Source organism: Pseudomonas sp. D3-27, from assembly GCF_051132165.1.
Taxonomy (GTDB): Bacteria; Pseudomonadota; Gammaproteobacteria; order Pseudomonadales; family Pseudomonadaceae; genus Aquipseudomonas.
The window spans coordinates 2,861,064-2,879,739 of sequence record NZ_CP071667.1; the positions used below are offsets into that span (position 1 = coordinate 2,861,064).

Genomic DNA, 18,676 nt, shown 5'->3' on the forward strand with positions numbered 1-18,676 from the left:
CTCCCGCTGGGCTGCGCAGCGGCCCAAAAAATCTTACGGTCGCTACGCAACCGAGCGGGGATAAATCCCCTCGCCACAATCAGGCAAGCTAATCAGCCCTCGCCTATTTCCACCACATCGCCATTCAAGCGCACCGGCCAGACGCGCAAGCGCTGCTCCGGGTACTCCAGGCAAAGGCCGTCTTCCAGGCGGAAATGCTGTTTGTACATCGGCGAGGCAATGACCAGTTCGCCCTTGATATTGCCCAACAGGCCGCGGCCGATGACGTTGGCGCCGGACTTCGGATCGCGATTATCGACGGCGTACAGTGGCTTGTCCGCATGCTCTGGGAGATAGAGCAGCGCCACTTGGCTGCCGTCGTGCCAGGCGACCACGCCGGAGTTGGGCACCAGGTCCTCGCGGCTGCACAGGGCACGCCATTGCACGGATTCTTGGGCGATACGAACGACGTTTGGCTGGCTCATCAGAGCACCTCCTCGGTGACGGGAATCAAGTGAAGTTCGCCGGCATGCACCGGCCGGCGCTGGCCGCGTTCGCGGACGAAATGAACGTCTGGATCGCCGCGCTTGTCGTTGACGAAGGTGCGGAAGCGCTTGAGCTTTTCCGGGTCCTTCAGGGCGTTGGCCCATTCGCATTCGTAGCGATCGACCACCAGTTGCATCTGCGCTTCGAGCTCGGCGCCCAGGCCCAGGCTGTCGTGAATGATCACGTCCTTGAGATAGTCCAGGCCACCTTCCAGGCTCTCGCGCCACACCGAGGTGCGTTGCAGCTTGTCGGCGGTGCGGATGTAGAACATCAGGAAGCGGTCGATGTAACGGATCAGCGTCGCATCGTCCAGGTCGGTGGCGAACAGTTCGGCGTGACGCGGACGCATACCGCCATTGCCGGCCACATAGAGGTTCCAGCCCTTTTCAGTGGCGATCACGCCGACGTCCTTGCTCTGGGCTTCGGCGCACTCACGGGTGCAGCCAGACACCGCGAACTTGAGCTTGTGGGGCGAGCGCAGGCCTTTGTAGCGATCCTCGATGGTCAGGGCCATTTGCACGCTGTCCTGCACGCCGTAGCGGCACCAGGTGCTGCCCACGCAGGATTTTACCGTGCGCGTGGATTTGCCGTAGGCGTGGCCGGTTTCGAACCCGGCTTCGATCAATTCGGCCCAGATGTCCGGCAACTGGTGCAGCTGCGCGCCGAACAGGTCGATGCGCTGTCCGCCAGTGATCTTGGTGTAAAGGTCGTATTTCTTGGCAACCACGCCGATGGCGATCAGTTTGTCGGCGGTGATTTCTCCACCGGCGATGCGCGGCACCACCGAATAGGTGCCGTTCTTCTGCATGTTCGCCATGAAGGTGTCGTTGGTGTCCTGCAACGGCACCAGGTGCGGGTCCATGATCGGCTGGTTCCAGCACGACGCCAGGATCGAGCCCACGGCCGGTTTGCACAGGTCGCAACCGGTGTGGCCACGACCGTGTTTGGCGAGCAATTCTTCGAAACTGATGATGCCTTCCACGCGCACCAGGGCATACAGTTCCTGGCGGGTATAGGCGAAGTGCTCGCACAGGCTCTTGTCGACGCTGACGCCGCGGGCGATCAGTTCGTGCTCGAAGACTTGCTTGACCAGCGCCGCGCAGCCGCCACAACCGGTGCCGGCCTTGGTGTCGCACTTGAGCTGGCCGAGATCGGTGCAGCCGCCGTCGATGGCCGAGCAGACCGCCCCCTTGGTGACGTTGTGGCACGAGCAGAGGGTGGCGGTCTCGGGTAAAGCCGCCGGGCCCAGTGTCGGGGCGCCTTCGGACGATGGCAGGATCAGGCTGGCGGCGTCCTTGGGCAACGCGATGCCGTTCTGCATGTACTGCAGCAAGGTGTCGTAGTAGCTGTTGTCGCCTACCAGCACCGCGCCGATCACGCGCTTGCCGTCAGCGTCGATTACCAGGCGACGGTAGCTGGCGCTGGTTTCGTCGATGAACTGGAAGCTGCGCGAACCCGGCGTGTTGCCGTGTGCGTCGCCGATGGAGCCGACGTCCACGCCCAGCAGTTTGAGCTTGGTGGACATGTCCGCGCCGGTAAACGCCTCGCCGGCTTCGCCGCACAGGCGCGACGCGACGTTGCGGGCCATCTGGTAGCCCGGCGCGACCAGGCCAAAAATGCTGCCGTTCCACGCCGCACATTCGCCGATGGCGTAAATGTCCGGGTCGCTGCTCTGGCAATGGTCGTCGATTACCACGCCACCGCGGGGGCCGATCGGCAATTGGCATTGACGGGCCAACGCATCCTGGGCGCGAATACCGGCGGAAAACACGATCAAGTCGGTTTCGAGGAAATCGTCGTTGCCGAAGTTCATCCGATAACGGTACTGCTCGCCCGCGCTGATCGATTGGGTGCCCTTGGACAAATGCACGCCAACGCCCAGTTTCTCGATGCGCGCCTTGAGTGCCAGGCCGCCTTGCTCGTCCAATTGCACGGGCATCAACCGGGGGGCGAATTCCACGACGTGAGCTTCCAGGCCGAGGCTCTTCAAGGCATTGGCCGCTTCCAGGCCCAACAATCCGCCACCGACCACCACGCCACGACGGGCGTTGCTGGCGGCGGCGCGGATCGCATCGAGGTCTTCGAGGGTGCGGTAGACCAGGCAAGAATCACCCTCGGCGCCCTGGATCGGCGGCACGAACGGATAGGAACCGGTGGCGAGCACCAGCTTGTCATAGCCGAGGCGTTCAGTGGCGGTGACCACCTCACGCGCCTGGCGGTCGATTTCCAACACCGGCATGCCCAGGTGCAACGTCACACCCGGCGTCTGGTACAACGTCGCTTCGCCAAGGGCCAGGGATTCGGCGTCTCGCCCAGAAAAATATTCGGACAGATGCACGCGGTCGTAGGCCCGCATCGGCTCTTCGCTGAAGACATGCACGCGGTAATGGTTGAGGGCACCGCGCTCGATCAGTTGCTCGACGCAGTGATGGCCGACCATGCCATTGCCGATCACGATCAGCGTTTGCAGTTTGTTCAGGGAAGCAACGTTGGAATTCATAAAAGCACCCGACAAAAGCCCATCACGGTTTTTTGAAAGCAAAAAAAAGACGCCTGAAACCTTGCGGTTCCAGGCGTCTTTGCCTGTTCTGTGCGGTATCGACCCGGCGGCTGCGCCCTGATCTACCGTTATCCCCCGGCCTGCTGGCGCTCGATCTTCGTTGACCGACGGGGCTACCCACTCGATTGTGTTCACGGTGGGCCTGGACAAGGTCTTGCAGCGAGCGTGCCAAACCTCATCAGCAATCGCATATTCGCCGCCAGCCCCCTGTGGGAGCGGGCTTGCTCGCGAAGGGGTCAGCTCGGCTACCCGAAACCCGTGGGCGACATCCGCCTGTTCCTTTGCCTTGCGATGGTGCGATCGGGCACCGACGGCTTCATATAAGTGCAACCCTGAGAGCCCGCGCGCAAAAAATCCTGAACCTACGCTGGCCGGGATTTTCACAATAACTGGAACCCAACAGCGCCAGAGGGCGCAGGCTATTGATCGGATGTGAACGCAATGGATGAGCGAAACCCACCTGTCGTTGTCATCAGTGGATCCACCGCCGGCGTCGGTCGTGCGACCGCCCACCGGTTTGCCGCGGCGGGCTACCGCGTCGGGTTGCTGGCCCGGGGCGAACAAGCCTTGGCGGCTACCGCAGAAGAACTGAACCAATTGGGTACGACGTGCCTGGCGATCAGCGTCGATGTCGCCGACGCCGATGCAGTCTTCGAAGCGGCCCAGCGGATGGAGCGCGAACTGGGACCTGTCGATGTGTGGATCAACTGCGCAATGGTCACGGTGTTTTCGCCGATCCGTCAGTTGAGCGCCGAAGAAATCCACCGAGTCACGAAGGTGACTTACCTGGGCACCGTCCACGGCACCCTCGCAGCGCTGGACCTGATGAGACGACGTAATCGCGGGGTGATCATCCAGGTCGGCTCGGCACTGTCCTACCGCGCGATTCCCCTGCAAGCCGCTTATTGCGGAGCCAAGTTCGCGGTGCGTGGCTTTACCGATTCATTGCGCTGCGAACTGCTTCATGAGCACAGCAAAATCAAGGTCTGCATGGTGCAACTGCCGGCGGTCAACACGCCGCAGTTCGATTGGGCCCGGAACAAGCTGGGCAAGCGCCCGCAACCGGTGCCACCGATTCATGATCCGGACGTGGCCGCCCGGGCGATATTGAGCGTGGTCAAGCGCACGCCCAGGGAATTGTGGCTGGGTGCGGCGTCGCTCAAAGCCATTGTCGGCACGTGTCTGATGCCTGGGCTGCTCGATCGCCTGTTGGCCCGCAACGCCTGGTCGGGGCAAATGACCAACGAGGATGACGACAATCAGCGCCCGGACAATCTGTTCGAGCCGCAGGAGTCCATGCATCGTACCCGCGGGCGCTTCAACGGCCGCTCCCGGGACTCTGCGCTGGCCCTGAGCTCGACACAGGTGTCGGCCCTGCTGTTGGCCTGTGGCGGGTTGTTGGCGCTCGTGCTGCTACTGTTCTGAGCCACCGCGCCGGAACCAGCGATACCCGTATCCGTTCAGCGCCAGCTTCGATTGCGCCGGGGCCGGGTACGGGCTGTCCGAGAGCACTTCCTCGAAACCCTCCAGGTCCAGCTCGCGCAACTGCACGGTGACCGCGTCGGTGCCGAGATTCGCCAGCATCACCGAGGTGGCTCTGCATTCATGCGCGATGGCGAACACCGCTGGATGATCGACCGTCAACAGGCGCGCCTTGCCGTCGCCCACTTCACCCAACCGCCTGCGCGCCAACAGCAATCGACGGGCGCGAGCCAGCAGCGAATCGGGGTCATCCAGCTGCGCTTCCACGTTCAGTCGCGTATAGGCGAACGGCCCTTCGTCGATCAGCGGCGCGGCCAGGCGCTGGGCCGATGAGAACCCGGCATTGGCCTCGTCGCTCCATTGCATGGGCGTGCGCACCGAAAGGCGCTCGGGACGGGACAAGTCCTCGCCCATGCCGATTTCTTCGCCGTAGCGCACGATCGGCGTCCCGGGCAGTGACAACAACAATGCCTGGGCCAAGGCCTGGCGCCGGACATCGCCGCCGAGCATCGGCGCCAGGCGCCGGCGGATGCCTCGGCCGTACAGGCGCATGTCCGGTTCCGGGGCGAACGCCTGCATCACTTCCTCGCGTTCCTGCTCACTCAAGCGCTCCAGATCGAGTTCGTCATGGTTGCGCAGCCAGACCGCGTAATTCGCACCATCCGGTGGCGCCGGACGCCGGATGATGGCCCGCTGCAAAGGCTCGGCCTTGCCACGGGCCAGTGCCAGGAACAGATGATTGTTGACCCAGAAATCCAAGACCAGGCCCAAGCGTTCCCCGGTACCGAAATAGTGGCTGAAGCGCTCCGGCTCGACATCCACTTCGCCCATCAGCACGCCTTCGGGGTTGATGCGGGTCATGCATTTGTAGAATCGGTCGAGCACCCAGACGCCCTGCTCTTCATCGCCGCCGCCAGCCTGCTCCACCAGGTGTGAAGCGGCATCGAGACGAAAGCCGGCGATGCCCAGCTCGAGCCAATGGACCATGATGCGCTCGATCTCCTCGACCACGCGAGGGTTCGCCAGGTTGAGGTCCGGCTCATGGCGGTAGAACAGGTGTCGATAGTACTGTCCGGCCTGTTCGTCCCAGCGCCAGATACTGTCCTCCACCGATGGGAAGATTGGCTGGTTGCCATCGTCCACCGGCGTGTCGGACCACAGATAATAATCTCGATAGACGCTGTCCTTGTCCCGCCGCGCGCGAAGGAACCAGGGGTGCTGATCGCTGGTGTGCTGCACCACCAATTCAAGGATCACTCGAATGCCGCGCTCACCGGCCTGGACGATCAACTGGCGCAAGTCGTCTTCGCTGCCAAAGCGCGGGTCCAGTGCCATGAAATCGCTGACGTCATAACCGGCGTCCTTGAACGGTGACCGATACAGCGGCATCAGCCAGAGCGCACCGACGCCCAACGCCTGAAGGTAGTCGAGCTGGCGAATGATGCCCTTAAGGTCGCCCCGGCCATCGCCGTTGCTGTCGTAGAACAAGGATGGATCGATCTGATAGATCAAAGTGTTTCGGTGCCAATTGGCTTTCATTGATCACTCCTTATCGACACAGGATCACGGCCTGCTCGGCAGCCAGAAGACCGCTGAACGGCTGGCCTTCGTCCGCCCCATCACTGGCGACTTCCACCCGCCAGGGATCGGCCAAAGGAAAGGTGTGTTCGTTGTCGGCAAAGTTGATGCAGACCAGGCGCTCGTCGCCTTCGCAATGGCGACGATAGGCCAGCACTTGTGGATGGGACGGCAGTTCTTCCCAGCCGCCCAGGCGCAGCGCCAGGCTACTGCGACGGCAGGCGAGCAAACGGCGATAAAGGGCCAACACCGAATCGGCGGCACGTTCCTGCGACTCCACCGACAACACGCCGGCGTCTGCTGCAAATGGCAGCCACGGCGCCTGCCCCGACCAACCGTGCGGCGCCTGGGACGTCCACGGCAACGGTGCCCGGCTGCCGTCCCGTCCGCCAGGATCGACGCGGGTCTGGGCGGTTACTTGGGTGTCTTCCAGCCCCAATTCCTCGCCCTGGTAGATGAAGGGTGTGCCCCGCAGCGTCAGCAGCATCACTGCCGCGGCCCTCGCCCGGCGCAACGAGCCACCATAGCGACTGCGGTGACGGCTGTTGTCGTGGTTGGACAGCACCCACGTGGGCCAGGCCTGCAAGGGGCCGAGGTCGTTTTCCACCTCGCGGATGCACATGCGAAACACCACCGGGTCCCAGGGGGCGTCCAGGGGTGGAAAATTGAATGACATGTGCAATTCGTCACTGGCGCCGTAGTAGGCCGCCACCTGCGCCGTGGAGCGAATGTTCACCTCACCGATCAGCACCCGCTCGCCGGGATAGCTGTCAACGAGGCGTCGCAACCCTCGCAACACTTCATGGCTATAGGGCTGGTCGTTGATCTTGACCATCGTTTCACCGGCCATGCAGCGCGGGTCGTCGGCGAAACTCGGGTCCTTGCCGACGCAATGCACCACGTCGACGCGAAACCCGTCCACGCCGCGCTCGAGCCAGAAGTGCAGGACTTGGTGCATGGCGGCCACGACTTCGGGATTGTGCCAATTGAGATCCGGTTGTTGCGGCAAAAAGAAGTGCAAGTAGTACTGCTGGCTGGTCTCGTCCCAGGTCCATGCGCTGCCGCCATCGATCGAGGCCCGCCAGTTGTTGGGCTGGTCGCGCCAGATGTACCAGTCGCGCTTGGGGTTGTCGCGGCTGGAACGTGATTCGAGGAACCAGGGATGCTGGTCGGACGTATGGTTGGGCACGAAGTCGAGTAGGACCTTCAAGCCTCGTTCGTGGGCCTGGGCAATCAATGCGTCGAGGTCGGCCAGGTTGCCGAAGAGCGGATCGACATCGGTGTAGTCGCAGATGTCGTAGCCTGCGTCACACATCGGCGAGCGGTACACCGGCGACAGCCACAATGCATCGACGCCCAGACGTTGCAGATGGTCCAGACGTGCCGTCAAACCGGGAAGATCGCCAATGCCATCGCCGTTGGCATCGGCAAAAGAGCGAGGATAAACCTGGTAGATCACAGCGTTCTTCCACCAGGGCGAATGGAAGGAGTTGGGCATGTCGCCTCCTTTGATCGCAGTGTTTGGTGGGCAAGACCGCGGCCCCGCCTGATGTCCCTGTTATCAAGGGACATCAGTTAAGAACCGAAAAACGAGCCTGGGGTTCGTTTTTTCTTGGTGGACAATCCTTGGAGAGAGGTTGAATGTGTTGCCGCCATCGCGAGCGGGCTCGCTCCCACATGGGGTTGTTCCGTTCACAAGACTTTGAAAGCGAGCCTGCTCGCGATAGCGGTTCAGTTTGAGGCATTTCCGGCAGCCCGCTCGACCATCGCAACGATGGTCAGGAACAACTCCCGCTTGGCCTCCTCCGCGCTGACCTCTGCATTGGCCGCCGCATCGGACAACGCCTCCGCCGCCCCCAGCATCGCCCGCAGGCTCGCTTGGGAAAGGCGTCCGGTTCCGGCGAAGGGTTCGAGGACCGATCGGCATTTTTCCAGGAAGCTTCGTTCACATTCCCTTTTTATGGACTCAAGTTCAGGCGTGCCGCTCAGCGCCGCGCTGACGCCCGGTATGTCCCTTCCCTGAAGCAGCACGCAATCCACAAAGGAGCCAGCAATCACCTGCGCGCGGCTTTCCAGATCCGGCTCGCTGGCGTCGATCGCGGCACCTATCAACGCGGTCTGACGGACATCGAAATCCTGATAAAGCGCGGCCAGTAGCCCTGATCGCGTGATGAAGTGGTTGTAGACGATGGGTTTGGTCACGCCAGCCTGTTCCGCCAGGCGGCCAAGGGTCAGCGCCTCGCTGCCTTCTTCGCGCACCATGCGCCAGGCAACTTCCAACAGCTGCCGCTGCCTGTCGGCGCGCGATAGCCGCCGCCGGGGTGCAGCGCCGGGGCGCCCATTTTCTTCGTGGGTTGACATGTTAACTATACCAACGGTAACTTACGTTCAGTAACTTAGCTGATCATACGCGCTTGTTAATGCGCGATACCAGAGGAAATCCATATGCATGCCGTTATCGTTGTTGCACACCATAACCCGGGTTCTTTGACCCATGCCCTCGCCCAAGCCATTGGCAACGGGATCAATCAAGCCAATCCGACGGATACGTTCGAGATAGCCGATTTGGCGGCCGAAGGATTCGACCCACGCTTTGATTACGCCGACGGTGCGGTTCATCGCCGCGTTGCAGCACCGCCCGCCGATGTTCTGGCCGAGCAGGCCCGGATCGACCGTGCCGACGCATTGGTCGTGGTGTACCCGATCTACTGGTGGTCGATGCCGGCATTGCTCAAGGGATGGATCGACCGGGTATTTTCCAACGGCTGGGCGTTCGATTACATCCCCGGTCAACCATTTGTCCAGAAACTCCAGCGGCTGCGGGTTCATTTGGTGGGCGTCGGCGGCGCAGATGCCGGCAGTTTCGAACGCCACGGCTACGACAAGGCGATGGTCACGCAAATCGAACACGGCATCTTCGACTACTGCGGCGCCCACGTCGTGAGCTCCGACAGATTGCTCGAATCGGAAAGCCTCGATCCGAAGCTACATCTGCAAACGGCAGAGGCCCTTGGCCAACGGCTCTTTTCGACAACTGACGAGACGGCCCATGTAACGGGCGAAGCGGCCTGCGCCTGAGCCCCCTGTGCTCAGAGCGCACGGCGGTCAGCGGCAGACAGGGCGATATCGCGTTGGTAGATATCCGGGATATACACCGCCCGGCCCTGGCTGTCCGCTTGCACTGTCCAATAGCCCAGCAGGATCGGCACGGGCTTGGCCAGCCTGAATTCATGGGTCAGCTCGCTTGCCAGCAGCGTGTCGGTCCGCTTGCGTTCGGCCGGGGTTACGAGCAAGTCCCGCATGTGCATGACCTGCTCGATGCGCACACAGCCAGAGCTGAAGGCCCGCGGGCCTTTGCTGAACAAAGCCTGGCTGGGCGTGTCGTGCAGGTACACGGAAAACGGGTTGGGAAAGCGCACGACCAGTTTGCCCAAGGGATTCTTCGAGCCGGCATCCTGGCGCAGCATGAGATCGCCGGGGTGCTCCCAGTCGATACTCTCCGCTGCCACCGGCAAGCCGTCCCGATCGAGCACACGGAGATTGTGCCGAGTGAGAAATTCCGGGTCGCGACGGATTTCGGGCAGTTTGTCCTCGCGCATGATGGTCGGCGGGATCGTCCAGGTGGGGTTCAGCGTCAGGCGGGTGATACGCGATTTGATCAGCGGCGTCTGGCGTTCGGCACGCCCCACCTGGGTGCGGGTTTGCCACACTGGAGCGCCGCCCTGGTAAACCGTCAGTTGCGCCGCCGCCACGTTGACCAGCACGCTGTCCGGCTCCAGGTCCTGGGCCAACCAACGCATGCGCTCCAGGTTGATGCGCAACTGCTCGCGACGCATGGCCGGGCTGATGTTGAGCTCGGAGACGGTCCAGGGGCCTACTACCCCATCTGCTTGCAGCGAATGGTCAAGTTGGAAATTCTTCATCGCGTCCACGAGGCTCGGGCTGTAATGCTCATCGGCATCGAGTGGCGGCACGCTCAGGTAGCCTTCGTTGAACAAGCGCCGCGCGAGTGCCGGGACGCGGGCGTCGCGCTTGTCTGGCTGCAAAAGCGGACCACCGGGCACCGATTGCCAGTCCGCCAGGGGTTGCTGCCGCTGCCGGACGTAAAGCTCGCGCAGGTTGCGATAGAGCGTCAGGCTCGGCCGAGCCAGTTCGAAAGCCTCTACCGGATTGTGCAGGCCCGCGATGGCGAAGTGCAGCACCATGGATCGACGATCCGGCGCTTGCGGATTGGCTTTCCAGATCGGCTCCAGGCGGTTCTGTGGCAGATAACCGAAGCGCAAATCATGCAGGGCTTGCAGGTAGCGTTGGCTGATGGCGATGTCGGTACAGGCCGCATTCGAATAGGCGCCCTGGCCCGGTAGGCTGTAGCGGGCCGGATCCATTCCATCATCCGCCAGTTGTTGCAATTGGATTTGTAGCGCCTGTAACCGCTCATCGTCCATCCAGATCGCCTGGCCTGCGTTTTGCTGGTACAGGGACTGCAAGCTCATGACTGTCGGAAAATCAACGCTTGCAGCCAACTCAGGGCAGTTGACCGACAGCTGCGCCAGCGTGGTTTGTGCCTGCCCCGGATCGCCGTCATCGGCCGTAGCGACCAATGGCGCAACGAGCAATAAAAGGCTCAGGTAACATGCGGGCTTTTTAAACAACTGCTTTACTCCAATCCATGGCCGTCTCGTTGACGGTGAATTTTGCGACAGGTACGACCCGCCATCATGCAGACAAACGAAACCGGACGGGATGCCGCAAACGAACGCCACCATAAGCTGTTTTCGCCTGTATCGGCCTACTTGCGCCGACTTTGCCTGGTCATGACCAGCCTGGGCGTCGTGTGCAGCCCCGCGCTGGCCGAAAAGCCCAAGACCCAGCCTCTTTACAACAGCCTCGCCCACGCCGCGCCGGAACTCAATCCCCAGGCGCTGAAAAGTGCCCTGAGTGCGATGCAGTGCGCAGTTGCCAACGGCGCTGGACAGGCCCGCCACCTGGCGGTGATCGACTATTCGCAACCGTCCACGGCCCGCCGGCTATGGATTTTCGACCTGCGCCAGAAAAAGCTGGTGCTGCGCGACCTGGTGGCCCACGGGCAGAAATCCGGGGAAAACTTCGCCACGCAGTTCTCTAATCGCCTGGGCAGTTATCAGTCCAGCCTCGGGTTGTTCCGTACCCAGGAAAGCTACCAGGGCGCCCATGGCTACTCCCTGCGCATGGACGGCCTCGAACCCGGTTTCAACGACTTGGCCCGGGACCGGGCGATCGTGATCCACGCCGCCGATTATGTGAATCCGCTGTGGAGCGCGCGCCAGGGTCGCATCGGCCGCAGCCTCGGCTGCCCCGCCGTACGCCCGCAAGTGGCGCGCCAGGTGATCGACAAGCTCAAGGGTGGGCAATTCATGTTTTCCTGGTACCCCGACCCGGCGTGGCTCAAGCGTTCGGCCTATCTCAATTGCCAGCCGCAGCAGGTGGCGAGCATCCTGGCGACCAGCGGCGGTTAGTAGCAACCCCAATCGTGTGAGCGTTTCGCACTCAAGCGCGAGCAAGCTTGCTCGCCACAGGGATTGCACCCGGTTCGCCGGTGGTTAAAATGCCGGCCTTTCGAGTCGCTGGCGTTTTTCCTGATGAATCCTCAAGCCCTTCAAACATTGCAGAGCCACTTGTCGACGGCGCTGGGATCGGTGCCCGACGAAACCCGTCGCCTATTCCACGGTCGCGGGCGCTGCTGGCCAGGGCTGGAGCAAATCACTGTCGACTGGCTGCAAGGCGTGGTGCTGGTTTCGCTGTTCAAGGAGCCCGATCCAACGCAACTGGATGACTTGTTCACCATGCTGCGCGCCCTCGCCGCCTCGCCCGCCTGGCAACACAGCGGCGCCCATACCCTCGCCGTGCAGTATCGATACCTGCCCGACAGTCTCACCCAGTGGCTGATAGGCGAACCGATCGATGAATGGACCCTGACCGAAGGCGGCCTGCGCTACCGAATCGATCTGGGAAGGAAGCAGAACAACGGCCTGTTCCTCGACATGCGCTACGGGCGCGACTGGGTGCGGGCCAATGCCTCTGGCATGCGGGTGCTGAACCTCTTCGCCTACACCTGCGGTTTTTCGGTAGCGGCCATTGCCGGCGGTGCGCACCACGTGGTCAACCTGGATATGTCCCGCGCGGCCTTGAGCCGTGGACGCGACAATCACCGGTTGAATGGCCATGACCTGGGCCAGGTCAGTTTCCTCGGCCACGACTTGTTCAAGTCCTGGGGCAAGGTCATCAACAACGGGCCGTACGACCTTGTCATCATCGATCCACCCACTTTCCAGAAAGGCAGCTTTCTGCTGACCAAGGACTATCAGCGTGTACTGCGCCGCCTGCCGGAACTGTTGACGCCTGCCGGAACCGTCCTGGCTTGCAGCAACGATCCGGCCACCGGCCCGGACTTCCTCATCGACGGTGTCATGCGCGAAGCGCCGGGGCTGTTATTTGCAGAGCGGCTGGCCAATCCCCCGGAGTTTCCAGACGCTGATCCGGCCTGTGGCCTCAAGGCCCTGGTGTTCAGGCGACAGGCCTCAGGCAAGGGTATGGACGCTATTGAGGCCGCAACGGCCACCATGGATCGACCAGATCGGTAGTCACGCGACGAACCAGGGTGTCGATCTCCCGAGTCCTCACTGAGCGGTAGATCGCCATGGTGCGCCGGAACTGATCATCATTGAGTGCCACCGGCTGGCCAGCAGTCCACTCCACATCGTTCACGGCCTCCAGGGTCGCTCGGCGCCAAACCATCTGGCCATCCACCGGAGCGTGCTCCCAGGCACTCGGTAGATCGGCGGCCGGATGCCTGAGGTTGTCCAGCAGCGCTTGCGGCCAGCCGGCCGGGTCCACCGGTTCGCTGAAGGCATCCGACAGCTTCTCGTCCACGCTTTCCCAAATGGCCGCTCCTTCAGTCCAATCCCGGGACATCAGGCCAAGGTACGGCCGCCAAGTGGTTTCCCCTACGCGAGCGACTTGATCAGCATCGTTGAAAATGTCCTGGGCCGTGCAAAGCCAGTCGATGAACGCCTCCCGGCTCATCAGTGCGGCACGCTCGGCAACAGTGAGCGGCCTGAGCGATAGCGAGTAATTCCAGAAGTCGTATTGAATTCTCATGAAACTGGCAAAAGGCACGGGTTCATTCAAAAGGCGGGCGCGCTGTACCGTAATGAACATGGATATGTGTACTTCAAGCTCTGACAAATCAGGCGATACCCTGTCCAGGATGCGCTGCTGCAAGCGGCTGCGCAGCGCTGCCAGTTGTGGATCAAAGTCTGTCAGTCGGCTCGGAAGCTCGGCATAAATGTCCTCGAAATTCGTGTAATGCTGGAGCACGGCGGCTCCCCTGGAACGAGCATTGGACGGCAGCCCCGGGTCGGCACTGTTGATATCGCTGGTCATCCGGACTGAAAACCAGTCAATGAACCGCCTGTTCCCGGGCTCATCGCGCGCCGCCTCCAGGGAGCCTCGAAAAGAGTCAAAGCCCTCCAACCAATCATCGGCTGTGTAGCGAAAGGCCTCCGGTCGCAAGACGCGAAGCGCTTGGATCTGGGCGCTCGGCAACGGATTGTTCTGAAGGAGTATTGCCAGCACATCAGGTGTTGGCTCACCGCCCAATAGAGGCAGCAGGTCATCCTGGATATTGCTGATCCGATTATTCATGAGGTCGAGGGTGATATGCGAGGCGGATGGATTGGACAGCATCGCCAGGGCCGCCGGGGGCACCGTATCGAGCCCGGTATTGGCCAGTCCCAGGTCCCGCAACAGTCTGAGCTCGGGCAGGCTTGGCAGACGGGTGCAATTGTTGCCGTTCAAGGCGAGCTCCTCCAGCCCGGTCGCCGTGCGCAGGAATGCGCTGCCTTCCTCATCGAGCCTCAGGCCACAGCGCGACAGGTTCAAGATGCGCAGCTCCGGCAAGGCGGCGATGGCTCGCAGCTGCTCGGGAGTGAAATGCAGATTATCAGCCCATACCAGGTCCTGCAGCGAAGGCAGCTCGGCGAGGCGACCGATGGCCTCGACCGTGGCGGCACTCATCGACGGCCCTACCCCACTGCTGACTCCCGACAGGTTCAGGATATGCAGGTTGCTCGCCGAATCGCCGCCAAGCAGAGGTACGAAGACATCGGCGGTCATCAACAAGGGATTGTCTTTCATCGACAACTCCAGCAGCCCGCGCAACTCGCCGGAAGCCACGGGTATCGTATTCAGCTGGTTGCCCCGCAGGTGCAAGGTATCGATGTTGGGAAACAACCGGAGGAAATCAGATGGGTCCTCATCCAGGCTCAGATTCGTCAACATCAACTCTTCGATTTGCTCGAAATTTGCGCTGATGGTCGGTAATCGGCCGAGGTAGTGCCCCGACAGCTTCAACCGCACCTCGCTCCCCTCCTGGCCCGGAACCGGGGTGCGTCGCCAGGCACGGCGGATTTCCCCGCCGACGATCCTGCGCTGCTCGGCACGCGCCTGCGGGTCGAGCAGGTTCTCGGCGGGGTGATGCACGTCTCCATGGGATTCCCAGTGATGCAGCTCTTGGTCAAGTGCCGTCCACTGGGCTTGCAGCCGGTCGACCAACACCTCCAGCGTCGTGCCCGCCCGCCTCGCCTGCTGGCTCAGATCCAGCCGAAGCTGGACCATGGCATCACCGGCATGACCGGGATAAAGCTGTTCGATCCGATGGTCCAGGCCGTTGCGCCACGCCGATAGAGGAAGGCGTCCACGCCCGCTGAGCGGGTAACCCATGCGGCCGTTGAGCGATTGCAGGCCGGGCCCGTCATCACCGATGCGCTTCATCTGTAGGAAACCACGGAGTGCCTGCCGATCATCCAAGGCCTGGTCAAGCAAACGGGTGCGCAGCTTCGTCGCTTCCCATATATCCAGGCCGAGCGCCTTGCGCGCGTCATCGGGCATGGCCCTGAGCAGCGCTTCCTCCAACGGCAGAGGGCCCGCCAGTTCTTCACCTTGTTCATCGAAAGGCTGGTATCGCTCACCTTCCTGGCGGATGGTCTTCATCGGCCCTTCTCCTTCCAGCTCAAGCGGAGTCCGGAGTTCCCGCGACCACAGGCGAAGATGCAAACGCCCCTTTGCCAGCGGCGACTGGTCGAGCAGGCCCATGACCAGGCGATCCCGGTCGCCGGTGCTTTCACCGCGTTCCAATGCGCCCAGCGCGCGGGTCAGGCGCAACTCACGCAACGCTTCGGCGCATTGGTCACCCAAGTCCCCGGCCACACGCCCTTGGACCAAGCGCAACCGTTCATCCCCCGTCGTTTGACGGGCAAGCTCGTTGGCGACGGACTCCGGCATACCGGGAAAAGCACGCTTGATCGGCGCGGCCAACGGATCCAGCTCGACACCGCGACGCATGCCATCGGTCACCCGTGCCGCGTTGCGCTCCAACAGGTCGGCCCAGCGGTCCGCCAACAGCCGACTACGCTCTGCTGGGCGCAGGCCGACGCTGCGTTGCCCGAGTATCTCGGTCTGTTCTTCCCTGCCCAAATTCGAGAGCACATAGTTGGCCCAGGCATCGCTCTGCAAATCTGTGCTGGTCAATCGGATAAACCGCACGTCGCCCGCACGCCCAATGGGGTAGACCCTGACGCCATCGTCGTAGCGCAGCGTGGCGCCTCTCGGCCAGCCTGGAAGATCGACAAGGGTCTGGACGATCCGAAAGTGCGCGCCCCCCATCGACTCATTGCGGCGCAGTCGCGCGACGGCCTGTTTCAGGTCCTGCCAGTTCCTCGCGTCATCCAGACTGTCGGCGAGTATTGCCGGCAATGGCTGGCCCTCGACCTGCAAATAGCGTAGATGTTCCTCGTTGATACCTGTCTGGCGCTGCAATGAGAGGATTGTCTGGTCATCCAGCTCGGAGGGTGTTTCGGCGAAGGATCGCAGCAGCTCCAGGTTGCCCTGCTGCATCGGATCGCGATGGGCCCACTGCCAACCACGGGCACGGTTCCACTTCAGGGGCGGTCGGATACCACGATGGTCGGCAGGCAAGCGCAGGTCGAGCACGTCGCCGGCTCCCTGGACTTCGAAGTAGTCATCGTCGATTCGAACCCAGGCCTGCTCCGGTGTGCGCCAGACGCCCCACGCGTCCTGTTCGGCTTCTGCCGGCGGCACGCCTTGCGCCCGGAAACTACGCACATCGCCGTTCCACAAGCGCGTGCTACCGTCATGGGCGGACATCGGCTCGAGGGTCCCGCCCACGAATCCCAGATAGGCACCTTGGGCGATCCCGAACAAGACATTGAAGATATGGTCGATGCCCTCCTGGGCCTGGCCTTCGTTGAACGCCTGGATGCCTTCAAAAATCTCATACACCATCTGCGCGCCCCCGACCGCCGCCGCGGTCATGCCAACCGGTGCGTAGAAGGGGAACAGCATGGCCGTGACCATCAACGCACGCTCGGCAAGGCTTTCCCAGTAGGCAAACCGCGCCATCCGCGCCTGCCAGTCCTTCTCCTCGGTGGGAACCATCAGCGTAGCCGCGTTGGCCAATACATGGCCGCGCCACTCGCGATAGCAAGCGGGCCAGGGCTGCTCGCGCAGATCACCCAGGCCCCAGGCAACCTTTGGTATCGGCACCCGGATGCGTTCCCGCGTCCCGTCCTCGCCCCGCTCACCCTCGCGCCAGCCGGTGATGCGGCCGTAGATCTCCTGCATCACGTTAGGGTGGGCATCCACCCGCCATTCCACCTGATCGTGCAACGCGGTCCCCAACGAGGCCTGCAAGCGCAACGGGAAGTAATGCATCAGGCTCTGGCGATAACTGCGTTTACGTACCCGTTCGATCAGCTCGGCAGACATGGCTTGCAGGCTTTTGAATTGCTTGAGGGGCGCCACCGCATCATGGGGCATGTGCAGGACGACTGGCCGAACGCCTTCGGCGTTGCCTTGCACGCCCCAGTAAACCCGTGCACCGAACAACGGCACCGACAGCAGCTCAAGGGACTTGACCTCGCAAGCCAGCGGCACGGCAGGTCGCTCTTCCAGGTGCACACCAACGTGGGCCAGCATCCGCTCGCCGGTTTCATCCAGGCGCCCGTCCAGCTTCGCTTCATAGGCATCGTAGGCGAGACGGCTGCGTGCATAGCTCATGTAGACATGCGCAATGGCGGGGACTTCGGCGCCGAGGTGCGGCAACCTGCTTTCGAGCACCTGTCGGTAAGCCCCGCCTGCGTTAATCCGGCGGCAAAGACGCGCAAATTCGGCGGGTGATATGGGCAATGCCGCGGTATCCGATCGTTCATCGGCGTCCAGGAACTCCAGGCTGCGACCTTGAATGTTGAGCACGCCGTCCTTATCGAAGTCGCTGCCTGTCACAGCATCGGCGGGCGGGAAATTTTGCATCGCGGCTTTCACCACCGTCAGGGCGGGGTCACGGATGTAGTGGGTGCGACTCACCCTTGCCCTGCGCACCGCATCGACAGCCGTGCCAAAGCCGTTTACCGCAATCCAGCGTTGTATCTGTGGCTCGGCTTGCAGCAGGTTGGTTGCGAAAACCGCTGGTTTCGGCAGGTCGGCAACCAACGCGTTGAGTGCGTCGCTGTCGCTCTGTAACTGCTTCATGAGGGCTTTCAAGCGCGTCTGATGAGGGCGCGCGGCTCGCTTCAACCAGCCGGGCAGCTTGGCCTCGATGATGGCGACATGAGTTTGAATGGACATGATGGACCTCCTTCCTTGGGGTCGTTCGAGCGTTCGAAGTGGTGAGCACGCTCAGCTCAGGGTTGGGCGATGCTGTCGAAATCGGACGCTTTTTGAAACCGGCGAAGCGTTGCAAGGGGTTGCGAGACTGGGGCACGGGCTCGCGGCTAATCGCACCCGGCGCCTGGGTGCGTGCAGCGAACCCGTTGCCCCTTCGCGTCAGGCCGCCATCTAAGCGGCTCTCGACTAGACAACCAACGTCAACCACGCCGAGACCAGCAGCAACACCGCCATGGCCCGATTGAAGCGGCCCATCGCAACGGCGGAACGGCAAAACCTCGCCGCGCCACGCCCCAAGCAGGCCCAGGCAGTCATGCAGGGGATCGAAATCGCGAAGAATGCGAGGGACAGCCACAGCACCCGCGCCGTACGGTCGGCCTCGGACCCGGCGAACACGCTGACCACCGCCAACGCCATCATCCAGGTCTTGGGATTCACCAGCTGCAACCCGGCGGCGCCCGCCAGGCCGAGTCGGGGCCCGTCCACAGGTCGGTCCGGGTCGATGGCTTCAGCCGGTGCGCTGTAGATCTGCCAAGCCATCCAGCTGAGCCAGGCGATGCCGGCCCATGACAGCGCCGTTTGAACCATGCCATGCCGGGCCAGCACGTCCCCCAGCCCGGTGCCCACCAATAGCACCAACATGACGGCGGCTGCGCAAGCGCCGAGGATTATCGGCCAAGTGGTCGCCAGGCCGTAGCGTGAGCTGTGGCTCAGTACGAGGATATTGGTCGGGCCCGGCGTGATGGAGGCGACGAAGGCAAACAAGGCAAACGGCAGTAATTGGTCCATGGAGCGACTTCTCATTGGTGA

General features: G+C 62.4%; 12 protein-coding genes. 4 read left to right on the plus strand and 8 right to left on the minus strand.

Going from position 1 to position 18,676, the window contains the following annotated elements:
- Positions 1–92: 92 nt before the first annotated feature.
- Both nirD and nirB read right to left on the minus strand, forming a co-directional pair.
- The gene (nirD, locus tag J3P92_RS13100; RefSeq protein WP_420763929.1) at positions 93–464 is read right to left on the minus strand and encodes a nitrite reductase small subunit NirD; all 372 of its coding nucleotides are present in this window, start codon (positions 462–464) and stop codon (positions 93–95) included.
- Positions 464–3,025, minus strand: coding sequence for a nitrite reductase large subunit NirB (gene nirB, locus J3P92_RS13105; RefSeq protein ID WP_434647403.1), 2,562 nt, complete (start codon positions 3,023–3,025; stop codon positions 464–466). The genes nirD and nirB overlap by 1 nt, the downstream gene beginning before the upstream one ends.
- 501 nt (positions 3,026–3,526) lie before the next feature.
- Here nirB and J3P92_RS13110 point away from each other — a divergent pair.
- Positions 3,527–4,510 carry an SDR family oxidoreductase gene (locus J3P92_RS13110; protein WP_434647406.1) on the plus strand — a complete coding sequence of 328 codons (984 nt, stop codon included), beginning with the start codon at positions 3,527–3,529 and terminating at the stop codon, positions 4,508–4,510.
- Here J3P92_RS13110 and J3P92_RS13115 read toward each other — a convergent pair.
- From J3P92_RS13115 to J3P92_RS13125, 3 genes are all read right to left on the minus strand, one after another.
- A complete protein-coding gene (locus tag J3P92_RS13115; protein WP_434647409.1) occupies positions 4,499–6,106 on the minus strand; it encodes an alpha-amylase family protein in 1,608 nt (535 codons plus the stop codon). The genes J3P92_RS13110 and J3P92_RS13115 overlap by 12 nt on opposite strands.
- 10 nt (positions 6,107–6,116) lie before the next feature.
- Positions 6,117–7,643, minus strand: a complete 1,527-nt coding sequence (locus J3P92_RS13120; protein ID WP_434647411.1) for an alpha-amylase family glycosyl hydrolase — start codon at positions 7,641–7,643, stop codon at positions 6,117–6,119.
- A gap of 233 nt (positions 7,644–7,876) precedes the next feature.
- Positions 7,877–8,506 carry a TetR/AcrR family transcriptional regulator gene (locus tag J3P92_RS13125; RefSeq protein WP_434647414.1) on the minus strand — a complete coding sequence of 210 codons (630 nt, stop codon included), beginning with the start codon at positions 8,504–8,506 and terminating at the stop codon, positions 7,877–7,879.
- 84 nt (positions 8,507–8,590) lie between these two features.
- Between J3P92_RS13125 and J3P92_RS13130 the strand changes: the two genes are divergently transcribed.
- Positions 8,591–9,223, plus strand: a complete 633-nt coding sequence (locus tag J3P92_RS13130) for an NAD(P)H-dependent oxidoreductase (protein ID WP_434611488.1) — start codon at positions 8,591–8,593, stop codon at positions 9,221–9,223.
- Positions 9,224–9,234: 11 nt separating this feature from the next.
- Here the strand turns inward: J3P92_RS13130 and J3P92_RS13135 are convergent, their stop codons facing one another.
- Positions 9,235–10,797, minus strand: a complete 1,563-nt coding sequence (locus J3P92_RS13135) for a L,D-transpeptidase family protein (protein WP_434647417.1) — start codon at positions 10,795–10,797, stop codon at positions 9,235–9,237.
- 162 nt (positions 10,798–10,959) lie between these two features.
- Between J3P92_RS13135 and J3P92_RS13140 the strand changes: the two genes are divergently transcribed.
- Entirely contained in the window at positions 10,960–11,640 is a 681-nt protein-coding gene (locus J3P92_RS13140; RefSeq protein ID WP_434564106.1) for a murein L,D-transpeptidase catalytic domain family protein, read from the plus strand.
- Positions 11,641–11,763: 123 nt separating this feature from the next.
- On the plus strand, positions 11,764–12,765 hold the full coding sequence (locus J3P92_RS13145; RefSeq protein WP_434647419.1) for a class I SAM-dependent methyltransferase: 1,002 nt from the start codon (positions 11,764–11,766) through the stop codon (positions 12,763–12,765).
- Here J3P92_RS13145 and J3P92_RS13150 read toward each other — a convergent pair.
- Positions 12,722–17,827: a dermonecrotic toxin domain-containing protein gene (locus J3P92_RS13150; protein WP_434647422.1), complete on the minus strand. Its 5,106-nt coding sequence runs from the start codon at positions 17,825–17,827 to the stop codon at positions 12,722–12,724. The two genes, J3P92_RS13145 and J3P92_RS13150, sit on opposite strands and share 44 nt — an antisense overlap.
- A gap of 225 nt (positions 17,828–18,052) precedes the next feature.
- On the minus strand, positions 18,053–18,655 hold the full coding sequence (locus J3P92_RS13155) for a LysE family translocator (protein ID WP_434647424.1): 603 nt from the start codon (positions 18,653–18,655) through the stop codon (positions 18,053–18,055).
- Positions 18,656–18,676 lie beyond the last annotated feature (21 nt).